Genomic DNA, 20,226 nt, shown 5'->3' with positions numbered 1-20,226 from the left:
CGACCTGCTCCCGTGCCGCCCACCTCCGAAGAGAGGCAGCCATGAACGACCCCGCGCTCCTCGCCCTCGGCGGGACGATCCTCGGCGGCACGCTCGCCGTCGCGGGCGTGCACACCTACGCCTCGGGCCGCGCCCAGCGACGGGAGCTCCTCGACCGGCTCTCCGGCGGCGGCCCGGCGCACACGGCGGACGGCAGGACACGCCGCTTCGCGGGCGTCGACCGACGGCTGCGCCGCACCCGCCTCGGCCGCACGATCCACCTGCGCCTGACCGCCACCGGACTCGATCTCACGGCGGGGGAGTTCTTCACCTACGTCACCGCCGTGGTCGTCGCCCTGTGGCTGATCGCCGCCGCCACCCTGGCCCCCTTCTTCGGCCCGATCGCCGGCGTCCTCGGAGTGTGGAGCGCGGCCGTCTTCCTCAACTGGCAGCGCCAGAAGCGCATCGAGGCGTTCATCAACCAACTCCCCGACGTGGCCCGTCTGCTGGCGAACGCGGCGGCGGCCGGCCTCGCCCTGCGCACGGCGCTCGCCATGGCCGCGGAGGAGCTGGAGGCCCCTGCCGGTGAGGAACTCGCGCACGTGGCAGACCAGTTGATGCTGGGCCGCACGATCGACGACGCCCTCGGGGAACTCGCCGAACGGCTGCCCTCCCGCGAGCTGATCGTCCTCGTCACCACCCTCGTCCTGGCCAACAAGGCGGGCGGCTCGGTCGTCAGCTCCCTGCGCAACCTCACCCAGACCCTGGAGGACCGCAAGGAGACCCGCCGCGAGGTCCGCACCATGCTCTCCGAGGTCAACGCGACCGCCTTCACGGTCCCCTTCCTCGGCATCGGCTCACTGGTGCTGATCAACTCCTCGAACGAGGGGGCCCTGGCCCGCGTCACCGGCTCCGCGCTCGGCCAGGGGCTCGTCCTGCTCGCCCTCGGCCTCTACACCGTGGGCTTCTTCGTCATCCGTCGGCTCGGCAAGATCGAAGTGTGAAGGAGGGGTCACCATGCTGTCGCTGCTGCTCGCCGTCCTGATGGGCGCGGCCGTCGCGGGCGTCCTCCTGGGCGTCCGGATGATCCGCTCCGAGGCCAAACTCCCCAGCGACCTCCAGCTCGCACTGGAGGTCGGCGGCACCCGTGTCTCGGCTGCGGACTCGGCCGTCGACCGCCTCGGCATGCGCTTCGCGCCGACCGTCCTGCGTCTGATGGGCCCCCGGCGCGTGGACGCCAAACGCCGGCGCATCGACATGGCCGGCAACCCCGGTGGTCTGACCCTGAATCGCTACGCGGCCCGCCGCGCGGTCTACGGCGTCTTCGGCGTCGTCCTCGGCCTGGTCTTCCTCTCCAACGGCCAGCTCCTCTTCGCCGTGCTCACCCTGGCGTTCGGACTGCTCGCCGCGGACGCCCTCATCTGGCAGGCCGTCCGGGAGCGCAAGGAGGTCATCGACCGCACCCTGCCCGACTTCCTCGACGTCCTCGCCGTCGTCGTCTCCGCGGGCCTCGGCTTCCGCCAGGCCCTGGACCGCGTCGCGGAGAAGTACGAGGGGCCCTGGGCGGACGAACTGCGCATCACCCTGCGCCAGATGGACATGGGCGTCAGCCGCCGCCAGGCCTTCGACGAACTGCGCAGGCGCAACTCCTCCGAGCAGGTGGCCCAGTTCGTCTCGGCGCTCCAGCAGGGCGAGGAACTCGGCTCCCCGATCGCCGAGACCCTCATCCAGCTCGCCACCGACATGCGCCGCACGGACGCCCAGAACGCCCGCCGCCGCGCCGCCAAGACCATCCCCAAGGCCACGATGGTCACCCTGGTGTTCATGCTCCCGGCGACGATGATCCTCATCGCGACGGGCATGTTCCTGGGCTCGGGCACCGACTTCGGCTCGATCCTGGGGCGCTGATGAAGAGCCTCCCCAGGGGCCGGGGTCACGCGGTCCGCGAGCACCTGAGCCGGACCCTCCGGCTCGCGCGAAGCCGCGCGCACCGGTCCCTCCGGCTCGCGCGCGGACGTGAACGGGGCACCGGCTACCTCGCGGACGACGCCCCCGCGCCCGGCGGCATCCGCCTCCAGCTCAACGCCCTCCAGGCCCTGTGCCGGCAGGCCTTCGCGGTCCGCCTCGCGGCCATCGCGGTCGGCGCCCCCTTCGCGATGACGAACGCCACCGGCGGCTTCCTGCGCTGGGCGGTCCTCGCCGCGGCCGTCCTCGGCGTCATGGGCTCCTACGCCATGCTCCGGGACTGGGACCGCTTCGGCCCCCGCCTCCTCGCCCACCCGACCCTGATGGGCCTGGACCTCACCTTCGGCGCGGTCCTGCTCCTGACCGCGTCCCCCGCCTCCCCGCTCGCCTACGCCACCGTCTGCACCCCGCTCCTGTCGGGCCTGCTGTACGGCTGGCGCGGCGCGGGAGTGTTCACCGGATTCCAGCTCACCGTGCTGCTCACGGTGTTCAGGGCCTGGGAACACCGGCCGGGAGCGGGCTCCAACACCCTGCTCATCGCGGGCTTCTGCGTCGGCGCGGGCATCATCGGAGTCACCCTGCGCAATCTGCTGTTCCGCTTCGGCACGGCGGGACAGGCCCTGGCCGAGGCGACCAGCAGGCTCGCCGTCGCGGAGGCCGTGGAGTCCGAACGGGCCCGCCTGGCACGCGAGATGCACGACTCCGTGGCCAAGACGCTGTACGGCCTCGCGCTGGCAGCGGAGGCCCTGGCCGCCTCCGCGGACGGCACGGACCCGCGGGCACTCAAGCACCAGGCGACCGTCGTGGCGGACGCCGCGCGCCTGGCCGCCGCCGAGTCCCGCACCCTCCTGTCGGACCTGCGGCGGCACACCGACCTGACCGACCCGGACATCGACCTCCTTCCCGAACTCGGCTTCATGGCAGCCGACTTCGAGACCCGCACCGGCCTCGCCCCGGTCGTACGGCACCGGGGCGCGCGTCCGGTCCTGCCCAGCGCCGCCGCTCACCATGTCCTCGCGATCGTGTCCGAGGCCCTGGAGAACACCCACCGCCACGCGGAGGCGAGCACGGTGACAGTCGAACTCGACGTGTCAATGGGCGAGTTCTCGCTTCGCGTCCGGGACGACGGCGTGGGCCTGCCCGCGCCCGCGACCCCCGTGACGCTCGCCGCCTGGACGAGATCCGGCCATTTCGGCCTGCTCGGCATGACGGAGCGGGCCGCGTGCGTCGGCGGCCTCCTCAGCCTGGACCGTCCCCGCGCGGGGGGCACCGAGGTCCGGCTGACCCTCCCGCTCGCGGCGGCCGCCCGTCCCGCTCCCCCCACTCCCCAAGAGGAGGCCGCACATGCCTGACCAGGCACTTCCCGGCCCGTCCCTGCGTGTCCTCGTGGCCGACGACAACCCGGTCGTACGGGCCGGCTTGACCGCGCTGCTGGACGCGCACCCCGACATCACGGTCGTCGCGGCGGCCCGGGACGGCGCGGAGGCGCTGGACCGCGCCGCCCTCCTCACCCCGGACGTGGTCCTCCTCGACGTGCGGATGCCCGGCACCGACGGTCTCACCGCCCTGCCCCGACTGTGCGAGATCGCCCCCGTGATGATGCTGACGTACAGCCGTGAACCCGAGGTCGTGGCGGAGGCGCTGCGCAAAGGCGCGTCCGGCTATCTCGTCCACGGCGAGTTCACGGCGGCCGAACTCATCGCCGCCGTACGGGAGGTACGCCATGGACGCCCGACTGTCCCGGATTCACTCGGAGGTTCGTACCAACCGTACTCGTTCTCTTCGCACCTGCAATCTGCTGTGGCACAGTCTTCGGAGGCTCGGCCCTTGCCGGCGGCGGGACTTCACCGCCATACCGTCCATCAGGCCGAGTTCGGTCTGAGTTCGAGGGAGGTGGAGGTGATGGACCTCATCGCGGCCGGCATGAACAACCGTCAGATCGCCGCCACCTGCTTCATCGCGGAGAAGACCGTCAAGAACCACATCAATCGCATCTTCGCGAAGCTGCACAGTTCTTCGCGCAGTGAAGCGATCGCCCACTGGCTGGGCACGACACACGAGGGGTGGGGCCGGTGACCGTGCCCCGCGCTCCCCACCAGCGAAGTTGGGCCCCTGGGCCCACTCGCGGTAGGCGCCTTCTCACGTACGGTGCTCGGGTCGTTGGTTGCGTCGGCAGGGAGGGCAGTCCTGATGAACAGGTTCACCACATGGACCCGAACGGTGATCTCCCGGACGCGGGGCGCCCACCGGGACGCGGGCGCGGGGTTCGTGGAGTACGCGGGGTTGATGATCATCATCGCGGGGATCTTCACGTTGATCGACAGCCTGGGGCTGGACGGGCTGATCTCGCAGGCCATCTTGAACGCGGTGAGAAGCGTGACAGGCGGCTGACCCTCGTAGAAGCGGGCGATCGGGGGCAGACCCTCCCCATCTACATCTGGCTGACGGGGATCCTGCTCTTCGCCGCGTTCGTCTTCTTCGTCTTCGCCCAAGCAGCGTCCGCCCGCAATGGAGCTCAATCCGCGGCGGACGCTGCGGCGTTGGCGGCCGCACAGGACTCCCGTGACGAACTCATGACGGGGCTGGCGGGAGCCGTCGGTACGGACGACCACTGGCTGGACTGGCTCGACGGCGAAACGTTCGGCGACAAGTTCCATGGCGCGGGGGCATCCACCGCCGCCGACCGGCTGGCCACCGAGAACGACGCGACGGTGCAGGGCGGTGCCCAGCCCACCGTCGTGAACGGACTTCCCGGCTATCGGGTGGCGATCGAGACCCGGTACACAGTGGGCGCCTCGATCGTCCCGGGCACGGAGAGCCGTCATGCCACGGCGCACGCGACGGCGGTCATCGAGCCGCGCTGCACCTTCGCCGCCGACGTGGATCCCAAGAAACTCGTGCACCTGGACTGTGCCGGGCGCAGTGTGGACATCGATCCCGAACATTTCAAGTCGGACGACCTTCCCGACGCGTCCGTGCTGTTCTCAGTACATCTGGCCGAGTGAGAGGAAGCCGTACCGATGGATCTCCGGCACACCATGAAAGGCCGCAGGGCCATGGCCGCGGTGGCGATCACTGCTGGATTGCTCCTCACGGTGTCCGGGTGCGGCGGGGGAGATGGAGGTGACAAACCGAAGGCGGTCTCGTCCACCTCTCAGGCGAGCAAGGGGAACGGTGACGACGCGAAGCAGGCCTCGCCGACAGCAAGCCAGGACCAGGTGCTGGCCGAGGTCAAGGGCGAGAACGGAATCACCCTGACGGTCACTTCGGCCAAGCGTGACCAGGGAGGCTTCGTGACCGTCGAAGGGACGGTCACGAACAACACCGACAACGTCTGGATCGCGGCGGACTGGCGTGGTGACGAACGGGAATTGTCGAAGAACGGGGCATCCATTGCCGGCGCCAGCCTGATCGATCAAAAGGGCAAGAAGAAGTACCTCATCCTTCGGGACACCTCGGGTCGCTGCCTGTGCACCCAATTCACGGGCGGCGTCGGCCAGGGCGAAACCACCCAGTGGTTCGCCCAGTTCCCCGCACCCCCCGCCGGAACCACCGCCGTCGACTTCCAGGTCGGCTCCATGCCACCCGCCTCCATCGAGATCTCCGAGGGCTGACCCATGGCCCTCCCGCCCCGCCCCGCCGCGACCGCGTTCACGGCCCTCGCCGTGCTGATCACCCTCGGCCTCCCGGGTCCCGCCCACGCGGACGGCGGCGACCCCAGCGCCCCGCCCGGCAGCGTCACCACCTCCCCGCCCCCCGAGGTCGACGCCAACAGTCCCGGGCTCAAGCTCGCCGACGGAGCGACCCTGGCGCCCGCCAAGGTGCTGGACATCAAGTCGGTCGTGGAGGACCTCGGCGGCGAGGAACGCCGGGAGGACACCAACGCCGACGTGACGTTCGCGCTCCAGGCGGAGGTCCTCTTCCCCAAGGACAGCTCGAAGCTCAACCCGGACTCCCAGTCCCGTATCCAGGCGATCGCGGACGAGATCAAGGCCCAGCACGCGACGACCGTCCGCGTCTTCGGATTCACCGACAACCTCGGCTCGTACGCGCACGGCCTGACCCTCTCCAAGAAGCGCGCGGAACAGGTGCACGACCGGCTGGCCGCCGCGCTCGGCTCCGCGGAGGCGGACATCACCTTCGAGGTGCGGGGCTACAGCGAGGACTACCCGATCGCCGACAACACCTCGGAACAGGGCCGCCGCAAGAACCGCCGGGTGGAGGTGACCTTCCCGAGGGGCGCCGCCGACGGGAACAGCGCCTGACGAGCGCGTCACCTTCTCCCGGGCCCTGCCTCCTGGCAGCATGCCCCCGACGAACGGGTCGTGCACGAGGTCGATGGAGTCCGCCATGAGGAAGATCGTGTTGATGTCGTCGGTGTCTCTCGACGGATACATCGAGGGCCCGAACCGCGAGATCGACTGGCACCGGGTCGACGCCGAGCTGCACCAGCACTTCAACAACCTGGTCAGAAGCTTCGGCGCCGTGATGTCCGGACGGGTGACCTACGAGTTGATGGCCGCCTACTGGCCGACGGCCGACAAGGACCCGGACGCCGCCCCCGAGGTGATCGAGTTCGCCGGGATCTGGCGGAACATTCCCAAGGTGGTGTTCTCGCGGACGATGGAGCGCGGCACCGGGCACACCACGGTCGTCCGGGAGGTCGTGCCCGAGGAGATCCTGGCGCTGAAGGAGCAGGAGGGCGGCGACCTCGGGCTCAGCGGCGCCGATCTCGCCGCGGAGTTCCTGCGGCTGGGCCTCGTGGACGAGATCAGGCTGTACGTGCACCCCGTCCTCATCGGGGCCGGCAAGCCGCTGTTCCCGCAGTCCGAGGCCCCGACCGACCTGCGCCTCGTCGAGTCGCGGACCTTCGGCAACGGTGTCGCCCTCCTGCGCTACGAGCGCGACACCACCGGTTCCGAAGGCGCGTAAAGCGGTTGTCCGCGTCGAGCCGCCCGGGTAGGAAGGCGGCATGACCTCACTCGGTGTCGTCTTCCGGCCCCAACTGCCCCCCGAGCGGCTGCGCTCCCTCGCGCGCGGGGCGGAGGAGGCGGGACTCGAGGAACTGTGGCTGTGGGAGGACTGTTTCCTCGAAGGAGGCATCTCCGCCGCCGCGGCGGCGCTCGCCTGGACCGAGCGCCTGCGGGTGGGCGTGGGGCTGCTGCCCGTCCCGCTGCGGAACGTCGCCGTCACGGCGATGGAGACCGCCACCCTGCACCGGCTGTTCCCCGGACGGGCCGCCGTCGCGGTCGGCCACGGCGTCCAGGACTGGATGGGCCAGGTCGGGGCACGGGCCGAGTCGCCCATGACGCTGCTGCGTGAGCATCTCGACGCGTTGCGCGCCCTGCTGCGCGGCGAGCGCGTGACCACCGACGGGCGGTACGTGAAACTCGACGGCGTCGCCCTCGACTGGCCGCCCGCCGAGGCGCCCGGGATCCTCACCGGCGCCACAGGACCCCGTACGCTGCGCCTCGCCGGAGAGGCCGCCGACGGTACGGTCCTCACCGCCTCGACCACCGTCGACGGGGTGCGGCGGGCCCGTCGGCTCATCGACGAGGGGCGGAGGGCGGCCGGCCGGACCGACGGGCAGCACCGGGTGGTCGTCTATCTGCACACCGCCACCGGCGCCGGCGCCGCCGCCCGGCTGCGCGCCGAGATCGAGGCCGACGGCGGGAGCGCGGTCCAGGGGCTCGGGGTCGCGGGTGACGCGGACGCCGTCGCCGAGGCCGTCCGGCGTCTCGTGGACGCCGGTGCCGACACGGTGGTCCTCCAGCCCACCGCGGACGAGCCGGATCCCGAGGGCTTCGTCCGCTTCGCCGCCGAGCGGGTACGCTCCCTGCTTCCCTAGCCCGCCGCTTCCCCGGCCCTCCGAACGCCGGGCCCGCCGCTTCCCTGGCCGGCCGCTTCCCCGGCTCTCCGAACACCGGGCCCACTGCTCCCCGGCCCCGCCGGTTGCCCGGCCCCCTGCCTCCCCGCCCCACCGCTTCCCCGGCCCCCTGCTTCCGCGCCCCCTCCCGAGGCCCGGCCCGCCGCTTCCCTCGCCCCTCCGTTCCCCGGCCTCCCGTTTCCCCCGTGTCCCCCTGGAGATTCCCGCCGTTCTCCAGCCCCTCGGACCCCGTGCCGGGGAGCCCAGGGCCGTGATCGATTCCCGGCCGGGCAGATTGACCGAAAACCCCACCATGGGAGGTGCTCGGCGTGAGATGTCCCCGGGACGACAGGCGAGGGCCGAGGGTGCGGCACACCGTGTGCGGAAGATCTGCACGGGGTTTCCACATCGTTATCCAGTGGCTGTCGCCAGGGATGTTCGGCTGACGTAAGTTCAAGCCGAGGTAATTCGCGTGAGCAAAGCTGCGCGTGTGGCACCGCGCAGAGGAGGGGGCTGCGCGGTGCTGCCTTGCCTGGTGACGTGATGTCAGGCCTGCCGGACCGTGATCCGCGCGCCGCGTCGCACGCCCCATCGCTCCATCGACCCGGCCTCCGCCTCCAGGACCTGCCGGGCCCGCGGCCGCGGCAGTCCCAGCCGGCCCGGACGCATCGTGCGTACCGCCAGGACCCGTGACGAACGGTCCAGATAGGCGACGTCGATCGCGAACCGCATCCCGAGCGTGTGCACCGAGTTCGCCGGGGTCAGCAGCAGTGCGCCCTCGATCCCCGAACGCCCGAGCAGCCCCCGCCGCCGGGCGCGCGCCGTGGCGGCGACCTCCAGGGGGACCGGCTCGGACGTCCCCTCCGGCGAGTTCGTCGTGAAGGTGGTCATAGGGGCGAAATTAGCGTGGGGGTCAAGCGGGCCGGCGCCACGCGGATCACTCGCCCGGAGTACGTGCGAACCGTTCGGCGACACGCCCCGAGACCGCGTGCGGACCCATTGGATCTCTGTTGATCCTCCTCGATTCCCTTTGAATCAGCCATGATTCGGCCATGATCACACCCGGAATCGATAGTTCCATGCTCGTCGCGGCGTTGCTGGGCGACTCCGGAGAGTAGTTGTGGCACGCGGATGCACGCAGCATCACTTACGAAGGGTTATGGTGGAACCCCCCCCTCGGGCCGGTCCGTCTCCCCCCCACGGACCGGCCCGTTTTTTGTGCCCGCGACGGCCCGCCCGGCGGGCGCCCCCGTGCGCCCCTCGGGCGGGCCGCCCCGTGCGGCCCGGGATTCCGGTGACTCAGTGCCGTTGGGCCCAGATGTTCGTGCCCTCGGTCGACACCGCGAACGTGTCGATCTCCTTCAGTTCCTCGTCCGTGAGCTCCGGGGCCGCCAGCGCGGCCAGGTTCTCCTCCAGCTGCCGCACGCTGGACGCGCCGATGAGGGCGGAGGTCATCCGCTGGTCGCGCAGCACCCAGGTGAGCGCGAGCTGGGCGAGCGACTGGCCGCGCCGGGCCGCGATGGAGTTCAGGCCGTTCAGCCGGCGCACGACCTCCTCGTCCAGCAGGCCCGGGTCCAGCGACTTGCCCTGGGTGGCCCGCGAGCCCTCCGGGACGCCCTGGAGGTACTTGCCGGTCAGCAGGCCCTGTGCGAGCGGCGCGAAGGAGATGCAGCCCATTCCGGCCGCCTCCAGCGCGTCGAGCAGGCCGTCGTCCTCGGTCCAGCGGTTGAGCATGGAGTACGAGGGCTGGTGGATCAGCGGACGGACGCCCATGTCGGTCAGGATCCGGGCCGCCTCCGCCGTCTGCTCGCTGCTGTACGAGGAGACGCCGACGTACAGCGCCTTGCCCTGCTGGACGGCGGACGCGAGCGCGCCCATCGTCTCCTCCAGCGGAGTGTCCGGGTCGAAGCGGTGAGAATAGAAGATGTCGACGTGGTCGAGGCCCATCCGCTGCAGCGACTGGTCCAGCGAGGACAGCAGGTACTTGCGGCTGCCCCACTCGCCGTACGGGCCGGGCCACATGTCGTAGCCCGCCTTGGTCGAGACGACCAGTTCGTCCCGGTACGGGGCGAAGTCCTGCTTCAGCAGCTTGCCGAAGTTGAGCTCCGCCGAGCCGTAGGGCGGCCCGTAGTTGTTGGCGAGGTCGAAGTGGGTGACACCGAGATCGAAGGCGCGGCGCAGGATCGCGCGCTGGGAGTCCAGCGAGCGGTCGTCGCCGAAGTTGTGCCACAGGCCGAGCGAGATCGCGGGCAGTTTGAGGCCGCTGCGGCCCGTACGCCGGTATTCCATCGAGTCGTACCGCTCCGTTGCGGCACGGTACAGAGTGGGGTCGTTCATGGGGACGAACCTATGTCAGGGTGCACAGGCCCCTCGGGAGCCCTCGCGTTTCGCAGGGGTAGGCTTCGCCCCGGGGGACCGCCATATGGACAGAGACTGTGCTCGGGCGCGGCTGTCCGATCCGCACGGAGGGGCTGACAACACGTGACCTTGCGCGACAACCTGCGCCGTCTGCTGGTCAGGTTCTATGCACGCAGGGTGGAAGGCCACCTCGACCACGACCAGGTGCCCAAGCACATCGGGGTCATCATGGACGGCAATCGCCGCTGGGCGAAGGCCGCGGGCTCCACCACAGCACAGGGCCACCGGGCCGGAGCGGACAAGATCGAGGAGTTCCTCGGCTGGTGCGCCGAGACCGATGTCGAGGTCGTCACCCTGTGGCTGCTGTCCACCGACAACTTCGACCGCCCGCAGGAGGAGCTCGGTCCGCTACTCGGCATCATCGAGGGCGTCGTCCGCACCCTGGCGGCCGACGGCCGCTGGCGGGTGCACCACGTCGGGACGCGCGACATCCTGCCCTCGCCGATGCAGTCGGCCCTCAAGGAGGCCGAGGAGTCCACCGCGCACGTCGAGGGGATAGTCGTCAACGTCGCCATCGGCTACGGCGGCCGCCAGGAGATCGCCGACGCCGTGCGTTCGATGATCCTCGACGCGGCCGACAAGGGGACCTCCATGGAGGACCTCGCGGACCGCGTCGACGTCGACCTCATCGGCAAGCACCTCTACACCGGTGCCCAGCCCGATCCCGACCTGGTGATCCGCACCAGCGGCGAGCAGCGGCTGTCCGGATTCATGCTCTGGCAGACCGCCCACTCCGAGTACTACTTCTGCGAAGTCTTCTGGCCCGCCTTCCGCAAGGTCGACTTCCTGCGCGCCCTGCGCGACTACGCGGCGCGACACCGCCGTTACGGAGGCTGAATACAGGGGTGTCCCGCGTCACCCGGGGCACCCCACGGGGACGTACGTCACCGGGAGTTAACGAATGCGCCGTCATATGCCCTGGCATGGCTTGGCTCGTTCGAGGGCATAAGCCTTGCAGGTCGATGCCCGAACCACGGGTGTCGTATCTCAGCGGACGGCACGGGGCCGTCCGCCCGGGAGGCCCTTTGCACCAGCCCGATCGTGCGGTCAGCACGGACGAAGCGGAGGGCCGGTTTTCGGCCCGTGCATCGGTGCCGCGAACCGGTCCAGCTCTCCTTCGTCGCTCCCCGACCTCATCCGAGGGGGTACGTCCTTCCGTGGTGACCAGCACAAAGCGCCGCACGCCAGACCGGCGCACCTATGTTCTCGACACCAGCGTCCTGCTGGCCGACCCGAATGCCGTGAGCCGTTTCGACGAGCACGAGGTAGTGCTCCCGATCGTCGTGGTCACGGAACTGGAGGCCAAGAGGCACCATCCCGAACTCGGCTACTTCGCCCGGCAGGCGCTGCGTCTGCTCGACGAGTTCCGGGTCCGGCACGGCCGCCTCGACTCCCCGATCCCCGTCGGGGACCTCGGCGGGACGGTGCGCGTCGAGCTCAACCACTCGGACCCCAGCGTCCTGCCCAGCGGGTACCGCCTGGGGGACAACGACTCCCGCATCCTCGCGGTCGCCCGCAACCTGCAGGCCGAGGGATACGACGTCACCGTCGTCTCGAAGGACCTGCCGCTCAGGATCAAGGCGTCCTCCGTGGGGCTCCTCGCCGAGGAGTACCGGGCGGAGCTCGCCATCACGGGCTCGTCCGGTTGGACCGGGATGTCCGAACTGGCCCTGTCCGGCGAGCAGGTGGACATCCTCTTCGAGGAGGGGCGCGCCTACGTCCCCGAAGCGGCCGGCCTGCCCGTGCACACGGGGCTGACGATCCAGTCGGAGCGCGGCAAGGCCCTCGGCCGGGTCACCGCCGACGGCAACGTCCGGCTCGTACGCGGCGATCGCGAGGCGTTCGGCATCAAGGGCCGCAGCGCGGAGCAGCGCATCGCGCTCGACCTGCTGCTCGACCCGGACGTCGGGATCGTGTCGATGGGCGGCCGGGCCGGTACCGGCAAGTCCGCGCTCGCGCTCTGCGCGGGCCTGGAGGCCGTCCTCGAACGCCGCCAGCACCAGAAGGTGATGGTCTTCCGGCCGCTGTACGCGGTGGGCGGGCAGGAGCTCGGCTATCTGCCCGGCTCCGAGTCCGAGAAGATGAGTCCCTGGGCGCAGGCGGTCTTCGACACGCTCTCCGCGGTCACCAGCCGCGACGTCATCGAGGAGGTCACCGCGCGCGGCATGCTGGAGGTCCTGCCGCTCACGCACATCCGCGGCCGCTCGCTCCATGACGCGTTCGTGATCGTGGACGAGGCCCAGTCCCTGGAACGGAACGTCCTGTTGACCGTTCTGTCCCGTATCGGCGCCAATTCGCGGGTCGTTCTGACCCATGACGTGGCACAAAGGGACAATCTGCGCGTCGGGCGGTACGACGGAGTGGTCGCCGTCGTCGAGAAGTTGAAGGGCCATCCGCTCTTCGCGCACGTCACGCTGAATCGTTCCGAGAGGTCCCAGATTGCGGCCCTCGTGACCGAAATGCTGGAGGACGGGCAGATCTGATCCAGGCTGTCCCACCTGGTCAAAGGGTGTGGGATACACGCTGGTTGACGCCGTCCGGCAAAGGCGAAGAGCCTAGCCGGGCGGCGTCCTGCTGCGCTGGCGTTTCCTGGAAGCAGCTGTGGCAAACGGGGTGTGAGCTTTCACACGCGACACGGAATTGCCGCGCGGAGCCGGGTTACGGCTAGAGTCTCACTCCTGTCAGGCCCCGCATACGACACAGCTGTATCCCCAGCGGTACGGCAACACCGGAACCTCAGAACTCCATAGAGCCGTCGTATGCCGCCCGCGCACCACGCGGCGCTCCCCGAGCGGGAGTTGCCCACCGGGCCCGTGTCTCCCCGTGACCCCGCAGTTGGGAGGCCAGCGCCGAGGGGCACGATTGCGTCCGCGAGGGTCACCTAAACGGGCGATGCTGGAAGGAAACCGTGTGAGCCGGATTTCGGTCCGGGGATTCGCAGTGGCTTCGGCCACCGCGGTCACCGCTGTCGGAAGCGTGGTCGGAGTTGCCTCGGGCAGCGTCGCCCAGCCCTCGAACGATGCCGAGGCGACGGCGAGCGACTCGACTCTCCTCGCTGACATACCTGCGGGCCAGCAGGCCCAGGTGCAGACCGCGTCCCTGACGCAGCAGGCCGACGCCCAGGCCATCGCCGCCGACGCGAGCGCCAAGAAGGACGCGGAGGCAGCCGCGCGCAAGCAGGCGGCCGACGACGCCGTCGCGAAGCAGCAGGCTGCTGCGAAGCAGGCGAAGGCCGAGAAGGACGCCAAGGAGCGCGCGGCGGCCGAGAAGGCTGCCAGCCGCTCCGCGACGCGGGACGCCTCCAGCTTCTCGGTCCAGTCCTCGTACACCGTCGCCCAGATCCAGGCGATGGCGGCCCAGATGGTGCCGAGCGGTCAGTTCCAGTGCTTCAGCAACATCGTGAACCACGAGTCCAGCTGGAACTACCACGCCGTCAACGCCTCCTCGGGTGCCTACGGTCTCTTCCAGGCCCTGCCCGCGGGCAAGTACGCGTCCGCCGGGTCCGACTGGCAGACCAATCCGGCCACCCAGATCAAGTGGGGCCTGAACTACATGAACAGCCGGTACGGCAGTCCCTGTGAGGCCTGGTCGTTCTGGCAGGCCAACAGCTGGTACTGAGGTCCACCCCGTACGTCGGCGGTCCACGCCGCACGTCGGCGGCTCAACCTTGCGAAGCCCCTCCCCGTCCTAGGGGGAGGGGCTTCGGCCATGTACGGTCGGACCCGACGACTCCAGGGGGGAGTGGTGGGGAGCAGCGGGGGAAAAGGACGCATCATGTCGCGTGTACCAGGATGGCTCGGCCGGATCGGCGCCGGTCTCACCGAACTCGGCGAGAAGCTGGACGAACGCCGCGCCGAGGTCGAGCTGGAATCGCAGGGCCCCCTCGACGGCGAGGACGGCCTCGACCGGCACGTCCCCCTCGACGCACCCGGCACCCGCCCGGAGGCCTCCGGGTCTCCCGAGATCCCGCACGAATCGGTGGCGGACGCCGAGCCGTCCGCGCTCCCGGTCCAGCGCCCGTCCGAGGAGCAGGCCGCGGCGCACCCGTACGCACCGCTCCACCACCGGCCCGACCCCGCCCTCGCCGTGCCGTGGGGCGTACGCGTCGCCGCCGAGGCCGGCTGGCGGCTGCTCATCCTCGCGGGCGCCGTCTGGGTGCTGATGCGGGTCATCAGCGCCGTGCAACTGGTCGTGCTGGCCTTCGTGGCCGCGCTGCTCATCACCGCGCTGCTCCAGCCGACGGTGGCCCGGCTGACGCGTCGCGGGGTGCCGCGTGGGCTCGCCACCGCGCTCACCGCCATCCTCGGCTTCGTCGTCATGGGGCTGGTCAGCTGGTTCGTGGTCTGGCAGGTCCAGGAGAACGTCGACAACCTCTCCAACCAGATCCAGGACGGCATCGACGAGCTGCGCAAGTGGCTCCTCAGGGGTCCGTTCCACGTGACCGACAAGCAGATCAACAAGATCGCGAAGAACCTCCGCGAGGCGATCGGCGCGAACACGGACCAGATCACGTCGGCGGGTCTGCAGGGCGTGACGGTGATCGTCGAGGCCCTGACGGGCATCCTGCTCACGATGTTCTCGACCCTCTTCCTGCTCTACGACGGCAGGCGGATCTGGGAGTGGTCGCTCAAGCTCGTCCCGGCCGCCGCACGGCCCGGGGTCGCGGGCGCGGGCCCGCGCGCGTGGCGCACGCTCACGGCGTACGTCCGCGGCACGGTGATAGTCGCCCTGATCGACGCGATCTGCATCGGCGTCATCATCTACTTCCTCAAGGTCCCCATGGCCGTGCCGCTCGCCGTCTTCATCTTCCTCGGCGCGTTCATCCCGCTGGTGGGCGCGGTGATGTCCGGGGCGCTGGCGGTGGTGGTCGCGCTGGTGACCCAGGGCGTCTTCACCGCCGTCATGACCCTCGTCGTGGTCCTTGCCGTCCAACAGCTCGAGGGCCACATCCTGCAGCCCTTCATCCTGGGCCGCGCGGTCCGCGTCCACCCCCTCGCGGTGGTCCTCTCGGTCGCCGCGGGCGGCATGATCGCCGGCATCGGCGGAGCGGTCGTCGCGGTGCCGCTGGTCGCGGTGACCAACACGGTGGTCGCGTACCTGCGTTCGTACGCGGCCGAGGCGGATCTGCGCCATGCGCCGGAGCCCCGCGGGGCCACCGCCGTGGACGCGTCCCCGGCGCACCGGGGCTGACGCCGCGGCGACCCTCGGACGACGCGCAGGGCCCCGCCCACCGTGAGGTGGGCGGGGCCCTGCGCGTGAAGCGGACCGCGGGGCGCCCGGGTGGGCGGACCGCGGGCGAGGACTACTCGGCGAGAACCGCCTCGGCGTCCAGCGTGGCACCGACGGCCTGGAGCACGGCGGCGATCTTGACCGCCTCCTGGACCGTCTCCCGGTCGACGCCGGCCTTGCGGAGCACCTGCTCGTGGGAGTCGAGGCACTGGCCGCAGCCGTTGATCGCGGAGACGGCGAGCGACCACAGCTCGAAGTCGACCTTCTCCACGCCCGGGTTGCCGATGACGTTCATCCGCAGACCGGCCCGCATCGTCGCGTACTCCGGGTCGGAGAGCAGATGCCGGGTCCGGTAGAAGACGTTGTTCATCGCCATGATCGCGGCGGCCGACTTGGCGGCCGTGTACGCCTCGGGCGACAACCGGGCCTTCGCCTCGGGCTCCAGCTCACGCAGCACGCGCGGGGAGCGCGAGGCGATCGCGCAGGCCAGCACCGTGCCCCAGAGCTGCTGCTGCGGGAGGTCGCTGTTGCCGATCACCGAACCGAGGTTCAGGCGCAGGTCCTTGGCGTAGTCCGGTATCGCGGACTTCAGTTCGTCGAGAGCCATGGAAGGTCACTCACCGGCCAGCAGGGCGACCGGGTCGAGGGTGCTCTCGCCCTTGGTCCAGTTGCACGGGCAGAGCTCGTCCGTCTGGAGGGCGTCCAGGACCCGCAGGACCTCCTTGGGGTTACGGCCGACGGAGCCGGCGGTCACCATGGAGAACTGGATCTCGTTGTTCTGGTCGACGATGAAGACGGCGCGCTTGGCGAAGCCGTCCTCGCCCTCGATGCCGAGGTCGCGCATGAGCTCGTGCTTCGAGTCGGCCATCATCGGGAAGGGCAGGTCGCGCAGGTCCTCGTGGTCCTTGCGCCAGGCGTGGTGCACGAACTCGGAGTCGCCGGAGAAGCCGAGGACCTGCGCGTCACGGTCGGCGAACTCGTCGTTCAGCTTGCCGAACGCGGCGATCTCGGTCGGGCACACGAAGGTGAAGTCCTTGGGCCACGCGAAGACGATCTTCCACTTGCCCTCGTAGGTCTTGTGGTCGATCTGCTGGAACTCCTGACCCTTCTCCAGCGAGACGCAGGCGGTCAGGTCGAACGTGGGGAACTTGTCACCGACAGTGAGCACAAACTCTCCTAGCAGATAGGGATAGCCCTTTTTGGGGGCATTTCCCTGGGGGGTGGACGACGACGATGGTGGCACAGGCAGCATTGATTCGGGAAATAGCTACACTTGGTTGCATTGATCGAGCGCAGCTATCAGTGACGGCCGGTGAACCGGTCCGGAGCGAGAGGTACGGCCATGGCGAGCCCCACCGGCAGGGCGGGCGGCAAGGGCGGCGGGCGCCGCAGCCCCAGCCTCGCGCAGCTGCGCGCCTTCACCGCGGTGGCCGAGCACCTGCACTTCCGCGACGCGGCCGCCGCGATCGGCATGAGCCAGCCCGCGCTGTCCGGAGCCGTCTCCGCCCTGGAGGAGGCCCTCGGGGTGACCCTCCTGGAGCGTACGACCCGCAAAGTGCTCCTGTCGCCCGCCGGCGAGCGGCTCGCCGTCCGCGCCAGGGCCGTGCTGGACGAGGTCGGCGCGCTGATGGAGGAGGCGGAGGCCCTGCGGGCGCCGTTCACCGGGGTGCTGCGCCTCGGCGTCATCCCCACCGTCGCCCCCTACCTCCTGCCGACCGTCCTGCGTCTCGTCCACGACCGCTACCCCGACCTCGACCTCCAGGTGCACGAGGAGCAGACGGCCAGCCTGCTGGACGGGCTCCTGGTCGGCCGGCTCGACCTGCTGCTGCTAGCGGTCCCCCTCGGCATGCCGGGCGTCGTCGAACTCCCGCTGTTCGACGAGGACTTCGTGCTGGTGACCCCGCTCGACCACCGGCTCGGCGGCCAGGAGGGCATTCCGCGCGAGGCGCTGCGGGAACTGCGTCTGCTGCTGCTCGACGAGGGGCACTGCCTGCGCGACCAGGCCCTGGACATCTGCCGTGAGGCCGGGCGCGCGGACGCCCCCGTGACCACCACCGCCGCGGGCCTGTCGACGCTCGTCCAGCTGGTCGCGGGCGGTCTCGGGGTGACCCTCCTGCCGCGTACCGCCGTCAAGGTGGAGACGACCCGCAGCAACCAGCTCCTGACCGGGTACTTCGCCGATCCGGCGCCCACCCGGCGGATCGCGCTCGCGATGCGGTCGGGCGCCGCGCGGAGCACGGAGTACCGGGAGCTGGCCGATGCCCTGCGCGAGGCTCTACGGCCGCTGCCCGTACGGGTGTTGGGCGCCGGAGCCTGAACCGCCGTGCATAGTCGGTCATTCGGACGACCGATGAAGTCCCGTGGCAGCCGGGATATTTCAACTTCCGTCAGGTAGCGCGACTCCCGCGGGGATATCCACCCCGGCTGATACACATGACCCCTGAGGGTGACTCGTCAGGCGTCTGTGCGAAGTGCCGGAAGTTCCAAGGGGAGTGATGTCGGGCATTCGGGATTCCCTTGGCCGGGTCGGATACGACCTGCTGTCGCGCGCGCTCGGCGAATGCCAGAGCGAACGGGCGACGGGAAAACTGCGGGTGTCCGGAAAACCCGGGGGAGTCTTCCATCTTCGTGACGGCTGCGTCGTCGCCGTCGAGAGTCCGGGCGCCCCGGGAGCGGAGGCACGGCTGCTGCGCTCCGGCCGGGTCAGCGGCGAGCAGTGGGCCGAACTGCTCCGCGAGGCCGGCGGCACCCGGTGGCCCGAGGCCGGGCTGATCGCCCACGGTTACGCGGGGGCCGCACAGCTCCGGGTCGTCTGCATGATGGCGATGCAGGACGCGGCCTTCGCCGTCGTGGCCGGTGACGTGGAGGCGTGCGACCCGCTCGACGCCGCCTTCGAGCCGTACGCGCCGGTTGTCCTCGGAGAGGCTCCCGGGCGGCTGCTGCAGGACGCGGCGAGGAAGCTCGCGGCGGTCGCCGCCCTGCCGCGGCCCGTACGGCCCGACCGGGAACGCCCCGTGGCCGCCGCGGTCCCGGACGAGATACGCGAGCAGCTCCCGCCACCGCAGAAGGAGTTGCTGGCCCACGCCGACGGCCGTCGGACCGCCCGTGACATCGCCTTCGCGACCGGCCTCGGCGCCTACACCGTGACGGTGGGGATGGCCCGCATGCTCGGCGAGGGGCTGCTCGAACTGCCCGCGGAATCCGCTTCCGTCACCGGCGTCACCGTACGGGACCTGCCGACCGGAACCCTCCGGCAGCGGCCGCCCGGCGCCCCGCCCGCACTGGACCCGGAGGTCTTCTCCGCCCTGACCTCGGCGGTGGCCGCCGGAGAGTCCCCACCGCCGGACCCCGGGCCGGACCCCGAGCCGGACTCCGGCACCCGGTCCGGGCCGGATTCCGGTACCCGGTCCGGCGCGGACTCCGGACCGTGTCCCGGAGCGACCGCTCCGTCCCTCCCTCGCCGGGATCCCGGAGCCCATGCCCCGTCGCTGCCCCGGCGCGAGCCCGGCGCGAGCGGAATCACCGAAACCCTCGCCCCGGAAAAGGCCGGGGCGAGCTGGAAAGGATTCTTCCGGCTGCGGCACCGGATCTGGACCCCCGATTCCGGTACATGAATCCGAATACCCGCCATCGAACACATGCGCACCATGATCAGGGAGTTCAGCACATGAATCACGAGGCACTGGCCAGGGAAATGAGGGAACTCCGGGAACGGGTGCCCGGAATCACCGATACGGCGGTGGCGGCCGCCGACGGAATGCTCATCGCGGCCGACACCGCCGACACCATCGACCCGGAGAGCCTCGCCGCGATCGCCGCCGCGGGCCTTGGTATCGCGCGCCGCGCGACCGCGGTGACCGCCAGGGGCGCGTTCCGCCAGACCGTGACCTACGGCAGCCAGGGCCTCGCGGCCTTCTACGCGGTCGGCGACACCGCACTGATGATCGTCCTCGGCGACGAGGGCATCGACCTCGAACGGCTCCACGAGCAGACGCGGCCGGCCCTCGGCCGCATCGGAGCGATCCTCACCGGGGCCGGCCCCGACCCGCTCGCCGGGATCCCGTCCGAACCCGACCCGCTCGCCGGAACTCCGGCGCCCGCGCCCGACGCACTCGTCGGAGCCGTGACCGACACCGCGACCGAAGGGGTATGACGACATGGCCACCAAGCGAATGACACCGGGGTTCTCCGACCAGATCATGGGTCTGGTCAAATCACTGCGCGCCGACGCCCCCGACTGCCTCGCCTCCGGAGCGGTCGACATGTCGACCGGGATGCTGCTGAGTTACGAGACCGTCGACAACCATCCGCCGGAGGTCCTGGACCTGCTCGCGGGAGCGACCCTCGACCTGTTCCAGGGACGCACGGTCCAGATGATCGAGGACGTCTTCAAGGAACGCCGGGGCATCGAGTCCGACACGCACTTCTTCCAGGAGATCCTGGTCAACAGCGACAACCTGACCCATCTGTTCATCCGCATGAGCGACACCCAGGACGTGGTCGCCGTGGTGGTCTGCCGCAAATCGGTCAACGTGGGCATGCTCTTCGCCCAGGTCCGCCGCGTGGTGAAGGAGTACAGCCTCTGAACGCGGACCGGTGGCCCTCCCGGCCGGGGAGGGCCACCGGCGGCGGCACCGGTCGCGGGGGGGGGGGCGCCCGCCCCCCCCGCCGGCCCCGCCCCCCCCCCCCCGCCCCGCCGCCGCGCCCCCCCGCCCCCGAATGGGCGGGGGGGGGGGGGTCGGGCACAGAAGCACCGACACCCCCCCGCA

Annotated in this window: 22 protein-coding genes; 18 read left to right on the top strand and 4 right to left on the bottom strand. The window is 70.6% G+C overall.

Annotated features, from left to right (window positions below; translation table 11 throughout):
• Nucleotides 1-41 precede the first annotated feature (41 nt).
• The 10 genes from ACH4S8_RS17795 (at nucleotide 42) to ACH4S8_RS17750 (ending at nucleotide 7,792) form a co-directional block, all read left to right on the top strand.
• Nucleotides 42-983 (top strand): type II secretion system F family protein, encoded by a 942-nt coding sequence (locus ACH4S8_RS17795; protein WP_398394836.1) that lies wholly within the window; start codon nucleotides 42-44, stop codon nucleotides 981-983.
• Nucleotides 984-996: 13 nt separating this feature from the next.
• Nucleotides 997-1,887: a DUF5936 domain-containing protein gene (locus ACH4S8_RS17790; RefSeq protein ID WP_398394834.1), complete on the top strand. Its 891-nt coding sequence runs from the start codon at nucleotides 997-999 to the stop codon at nucleotides 1,885-1,887.
• Nucleotides 1,887-3,296 carry a sensor histidine kinase gene (locus tag ACH4S8_RS17785; RefSeq protein WP_398394831.1) on the top strand — a complete coding sequence of 470 codons (1,410 nt, stop codon included), beginning with the start codon at nucleotides 1,887-1,889 and terminating at the stop codon, nucleotides 3,294-3,296. Before ACH4S8_RS17790 ends, ACH4S8_RS17785 begins: the two co-directional genes overlap by 1 nt.
• A complete protein-coding gene (locus ACH4S8_RS17780; protein WP_398394829.1) occupies nucleotides 3,289-4,020 on the top strand; it encodes a response regulator in 732 nt (243 codons plus the stop codon). Before ACH4S8_RS17785 ends, ACH4S8_RS17780 begins: the two co-directional genes overlap by 8 nt.
• A gap of 114 nt (nucleotides 4,021-4,134) precedes the next feature.
• Nucleotides 4,135-4,335 (top strand): hypothetical protein, encoded by a 201-nt coding sequence (locus ACH4S8_RS17775; RefSeq protein ID WP_398394827.1) that lies wholly within the window; start codon nucleotides 4,135-4,137, stop codon nucleotides 4,333-4,335.
• The gene (locus tag ACH4S8_RS17770; protein ID WP_398395067.1) at nucleotides 4,332-4,949 is read left to right on the top strand and encodes a pilus assembly protein TadG-related protein; all 618 of its coding nucleotides are present in this window, start codon (nucleotides 4,332-4,334) and stop codon (nucleotides 4,947-4,949) included. The genes ACH4S8_RS17775 and ACH4S8_RS17770 overlap by 4 nt, the downstream gene beginning before the upstream one ends.
• A 15-nt stretch (nucleotides 4,950-4,964) precedes the next feature.
• Nucleotides 4,965-5,558, top strand: a complete 594-nt coding sequence (locus ACH4S8_RS17765) for a hypothetical protein (RefSeq protein ID WP_398394825.1) — start codon at nucleotides 4,965-4,967, stop codon at nucleotides 5,556-5,558.
• Nucleotides 5,559-5,561: 3 nt separating this feature from the next.
• Nucleotides 5,562-6,209: an OmpA family protein gene (locus tag ACH4S8_RS17760; protein ID WP_398394822.1), complete on the top strand. Its 648-nt coding sequence runs from the start codon at nucleotides 5,562-5,564 to the stop codon at nucleotides 6,207-6,209.
• Nucleotides 6,210-6,294: 85 nt separating this feature from the next.
• On the top strand, nucleotides 6,295-6,876 hold the full coding sequence (locus ACH4S8_RS17755; protein ID WP_398394820.1) for a dihydrofolate reductase family protein: 582 nt from the start codon (nucleotides 6,295-6,297) through the stop codon (nucleotides 6,874-6,876).
• 40 nt (nucleotides 6,877-6,916) lie between these two features.
• Nucleotides 6,917-7,792 carry an LLM class flavin-dependent oxidoreductase gene (locus ACH4S8_RS17750; protein ID WP_398394818.1) on the top strand — a complete coding sequence of 292 codons (876 nt, stop codon included), beginning with the start codon at nucleotides 6,917-6,919 and terminating at the stop codon, nucleotides 7,790-7,792.
• A gap of 564 nt (nucleotides 7,793-8,356) precedes the next feature.
• Here ACH4S8_RS17750 and ACH4S8_RS17745 read toward each other — a convergent pair.
• Nucleotides 8,357-8,701, bottom strand: a complete 345-nt coding sequence (locus ACH4S8_RS17745; protein WP_398394816.1) for a DUF192 domain-containing protein — start codon at nucleotides 8,699-8,701, stop codon at nucleotides 8,357-8,359.
• 408 nt (nucleotides 8,702-9,109) lie between these two features.
• Nucleotides 9,110-10,147, bottom strand: a complete 1,038-nt coding sequence (mgrA, locus tag ACH4S8_RS17740; protein WP_398394814.1) for an L-glyceraldehyde 3-phosphate reductase — start codon at nucleotides 10,145-10,147, stop codon at nucleotides 9,110-9,112.
• Between the two features lie 144 nt (nucleotides 10,148-10,291).
• Here mgrA and ACH4S8_RS17735 point away from each other — a divergent pair, with 144 nt between their 5' ends.
• The 4 genes from ACH4S8_RS17735 (at nucleotide 10,292) to ACH4S8_RS17720 (ending at nucleotide 15,418) form a co-directional block, all read left to right on the top strand.
• A complete protein-coding gene (locus tag ACH4S8_RS17735; RefSeq protein WP_398394812.1) occupies nucleotides 10,292-11,065 on the top strand; it encodes an isoprenyl transferase in 774 nt (257 codons plus the stop codon).
• 320 nt (nucleotides 11,066-11,385) lie between these two features.
• Complete coding sequence (locus ACH4S8_RS17730; protein WP_398394810.1) at nucleotides 11,386-12,711, top strand: PhoH family protein; 1,326 nt, start codon at nucleotides 11,386-11,388, stop codon at nucleotides 12,709-12,711.
• Between the two features lie 409 nt (nucleotides 12,712-13,120).
• Complete coding sequence (locus ACH4S8_RS17725) at nucleotides 13,121-13,846, top strand: transglycosylase SLT domain-containing protein (RefSeq protein WP_398394808.1); 726 nt, start codon at nucleotides 13,121-13,123, stop codon at nucleotides 13,844-13,846.
• 156 nt (nucleotides 13,847-14,002) lie between these two features.
• Complete coding sequence (locus tag ACH4S8_RS17720; RefSeq protein WP_398394806.1) at nucleotides 14,003-15,418, top strand: AI-2E family transporter; 1,416 nt, start codon at nucleotides 14,003-14,005, stop codon at nucleotides 15,416-15,418.
• A 112-nt stretch (nucleotides 15,419-15,530) separates the two neighbouring features.
• On the opposite strand, the gene ACH4S8_RS17715 is transcribed toward ACH4S8_RS17720, so the two are convergent.
• Together ACH4S8_RS17715 and ACH4S8_RS17710 are read right to left on the bottom strand one after the other, a co-directional pair.
• Nucleotides 15,531-16,064: an alkyl hydroperoxide reductase gene (locus tag ACH4S8_RS17715; RefSeq protein WP_398394803.1), complete on the bottom strand. Its 534-nt coding sequence runs from the start codon at nucleotides 16,062-16,064 to the stop codon at nucleotides 15,531-15,533.
• Nucleotides 16,065-16,070: 6 nt separating this feature from the next.
• Complete coding sequence (locus tag ACH4S8_RS17710; RefSeq protein WP_398394801.1) at nucleotides 16,071-16,625, bottom strand: peroxiredoxin; 555 nt, start codon at nucleotides 16,623-16,625, stop codon at nucleotides 16,071-16,073.
• A gap of 174 nt (nucleotides 16,626-16,799) precedes the next feature.
• On the opposite strand from ACH4S8_RS17710, the gene ACH4S8_RS17705 reads away from it, so the two are divergent.
• The 4 genes from ACH4S8_RS17705 to ACH4S8_RS17690 all read left to right on the top strand — a co-directional run bounded on the left by ACH4S8_RS17705 (nucleotide 16,800) and on the right by ACH4S8_RS17690 (nucleotide 20,043).
• Nucleotides 16,800-17,774: a LysR substrate-binding domain-containing protein gene (locus tag ACH4S8_RS17705; RefSeq protein WP_398394799.1), complete on the top strand. Its 975-nt coding sequence runs from the start codon at nucleotides 16,800-16,802 to the stop codon at nucleotides 17,772-17,774.
• A 178-nt stretch (nucleotides 17,775-17,952) separates the two neighbouring features.
• On the top strand, nucleotides 17,953-19,071 hold the full coding sequence (locus ACH4S8_RS17700) for a MarR family transcriptional regulator (RefSeq protein WP_398394796.1): 1,119 nt from the start codon (nucleotides 17,953-17,955) through the stop codon (nucleotides 19,069-19,071).
• 53 nt (nucleotides 19,072-19,124) lie between these two features.
• A complete protein-coding gene (locus ACH4S8_RS17695) occupies nucleotides 19,125-19,610 on the top strand; it encodes a roadblock/LC7 domain-containing protein (protein ID WP_398394794.1) in 486 nt (161 codons plus the stop codon).
• Nucleotides 19,611-19,614: 4 nt separating this feature from the next.
• A complete protein-coding gene (locus ACH4S8_RS17690; RefSeq protein ID WP_398394792.1) occupies nucleotides 19,615-20,043 on the top strand; it encodes a hypothetical protein in 429 nt (142 codons plus the stop codon).
• Nucleotides 20,044-20,226 lie beyond the last annotated feature (183 nt).

The organism is Streptomyces sp. NPDC021080 (assembly GCF_044333225.1).
Classification (GTDB): domain Bacteria; phylum Actinomycetota; class Actinomycetes; order Streptomycetales; family Streptomycetaceae; genus Streptomyces.
Note: the sequence above shows the minus strand (reverse complement) of the source record. Positions and strands in the feature narration are given on the sequence as shown.

Coding starts and splice junctions, on each gene's coding strand:
- ACH4S8_RS17795 (WP_398394836.1), top strand. CDS start 42: ATGAACGACCCCGCGCTCCTCGCCCTCGGCGGGACGATCCTCGGCGGC.
- ACH4S8_RS17790 (WP_398394834.1), top strand. CDS start 997: ATGCTGTCGCTGCTGCTCGCCGTCCTGATGGGCGCGGCCGTCGCGGGC.
- ACH4S8_RS17785 (WP_398394831.1), top strand. CDS start 1,887: ATGAAGAGCCTCCCCAGGGGCCGGGGTCACGCGGTCCGCGAGCACCTG.
- ACH4S8_RS17780 (WP_398394829.1), top strand. CDS start 3,289: ATGCCTGACCAGGCACTTCCCGGCCCGTCCCTGCGTGTCCTCGTGGCC.
- ACH4S8_RS17775 (WP_398394827.1), top strand. CDS start 4,135: ATGAACAGGTTCACCACATGGACCCGAACGGTGATCTCCCGGACGCGG.
- ACH4S8_RS17765 (WP_398394825.1), top strand. CDS start 4,965: ATGGATCTCCGGCACACCATGAAAGGCCGCAGGGCCATGGCCGCGGTG.
- ACH4S8_RS17760 (WP_398394822.1), top strand. CDS start 5,562: ATGGCCCTCCCGCCCCGCCCCGCCGCGACCGCGTTCACGGCCCTCGCC.
- ACH4S8_RS17755 (WP_398394820.1), top strand. CDS start 6,295: ATGAGGAAGATCGTGTTGATGTCGTCGGTGTCTCTCGACGGATACATC.
- ACH4S8_RS17750 (WP_398394818.1), top strand. CDS start 6,917: ATGACCTCACTCGGTGTCGTCTTCCGGCCCCAACTGCCCCCCGAGCGG.
- ACH4S8_RS17745 (WP_398394816.1), bottom strand. CDS start 8,701: ATGACCACCTTCACGACGAACTCGCCGGAGGGGACGTCCGAGCCGGTC.
- mgrA (WP_398394814.1), bottom strand. CDS start 10,147: ATGAACGACCCCACTCTGTACCGTGCCGCAACGGAGCGGTACGACTCG.
- ACH4S8_RS17725 (WP_398394808.1), top strand. CDS start 13,121: ATGCTGGAAGGAAACCGTGTGAGCCGGATTTCGGTCCGGGGATTCGCA.
- ACH4S8_RS17720 (WP_398394806.1), top strand. CDS start 14,003: ATGTCGCGTGTACCAGGATGGCTCGGCCGGATCGGCGCCGGTCTCACC.
- ACH4S8_RS17715 (WP_398394803.1), bottom strand. CDS start 16,064: ATGGCTCTCGACGAACTGAAGTCCGCGATACCGGACTACGCCAAGGAC.
- ACH4S8_RS17705 (WP_398394799.1), top strand. CDS start 16,800: ATGGCGAGCCCCACCGGCAGGGCGGGCGGCAAGGGCGGCGGGCGCCGC.
- ACH4S8_RS17700 (WP_398394796.1), top strand. CDS start 17,953: ATGTCGGGCATTCGGGATTCCCTTGGCCGGGTCGGATACGACCTGCTG.
- ACH4S8_RS17695 (WP_398394794.1), top strand. CDS start 19,125: ATGAATCACGAGGCACTGGCCAGGGAAATGAGGGAACTCCGGGAACGG.
- ACH4S8_RS17690 (WP_398394792.1), top strand. CDS start 19,615: ATGGCCACCAAGCGAATGACACCGGGGTTCTCCGACCAGATCATGGGT.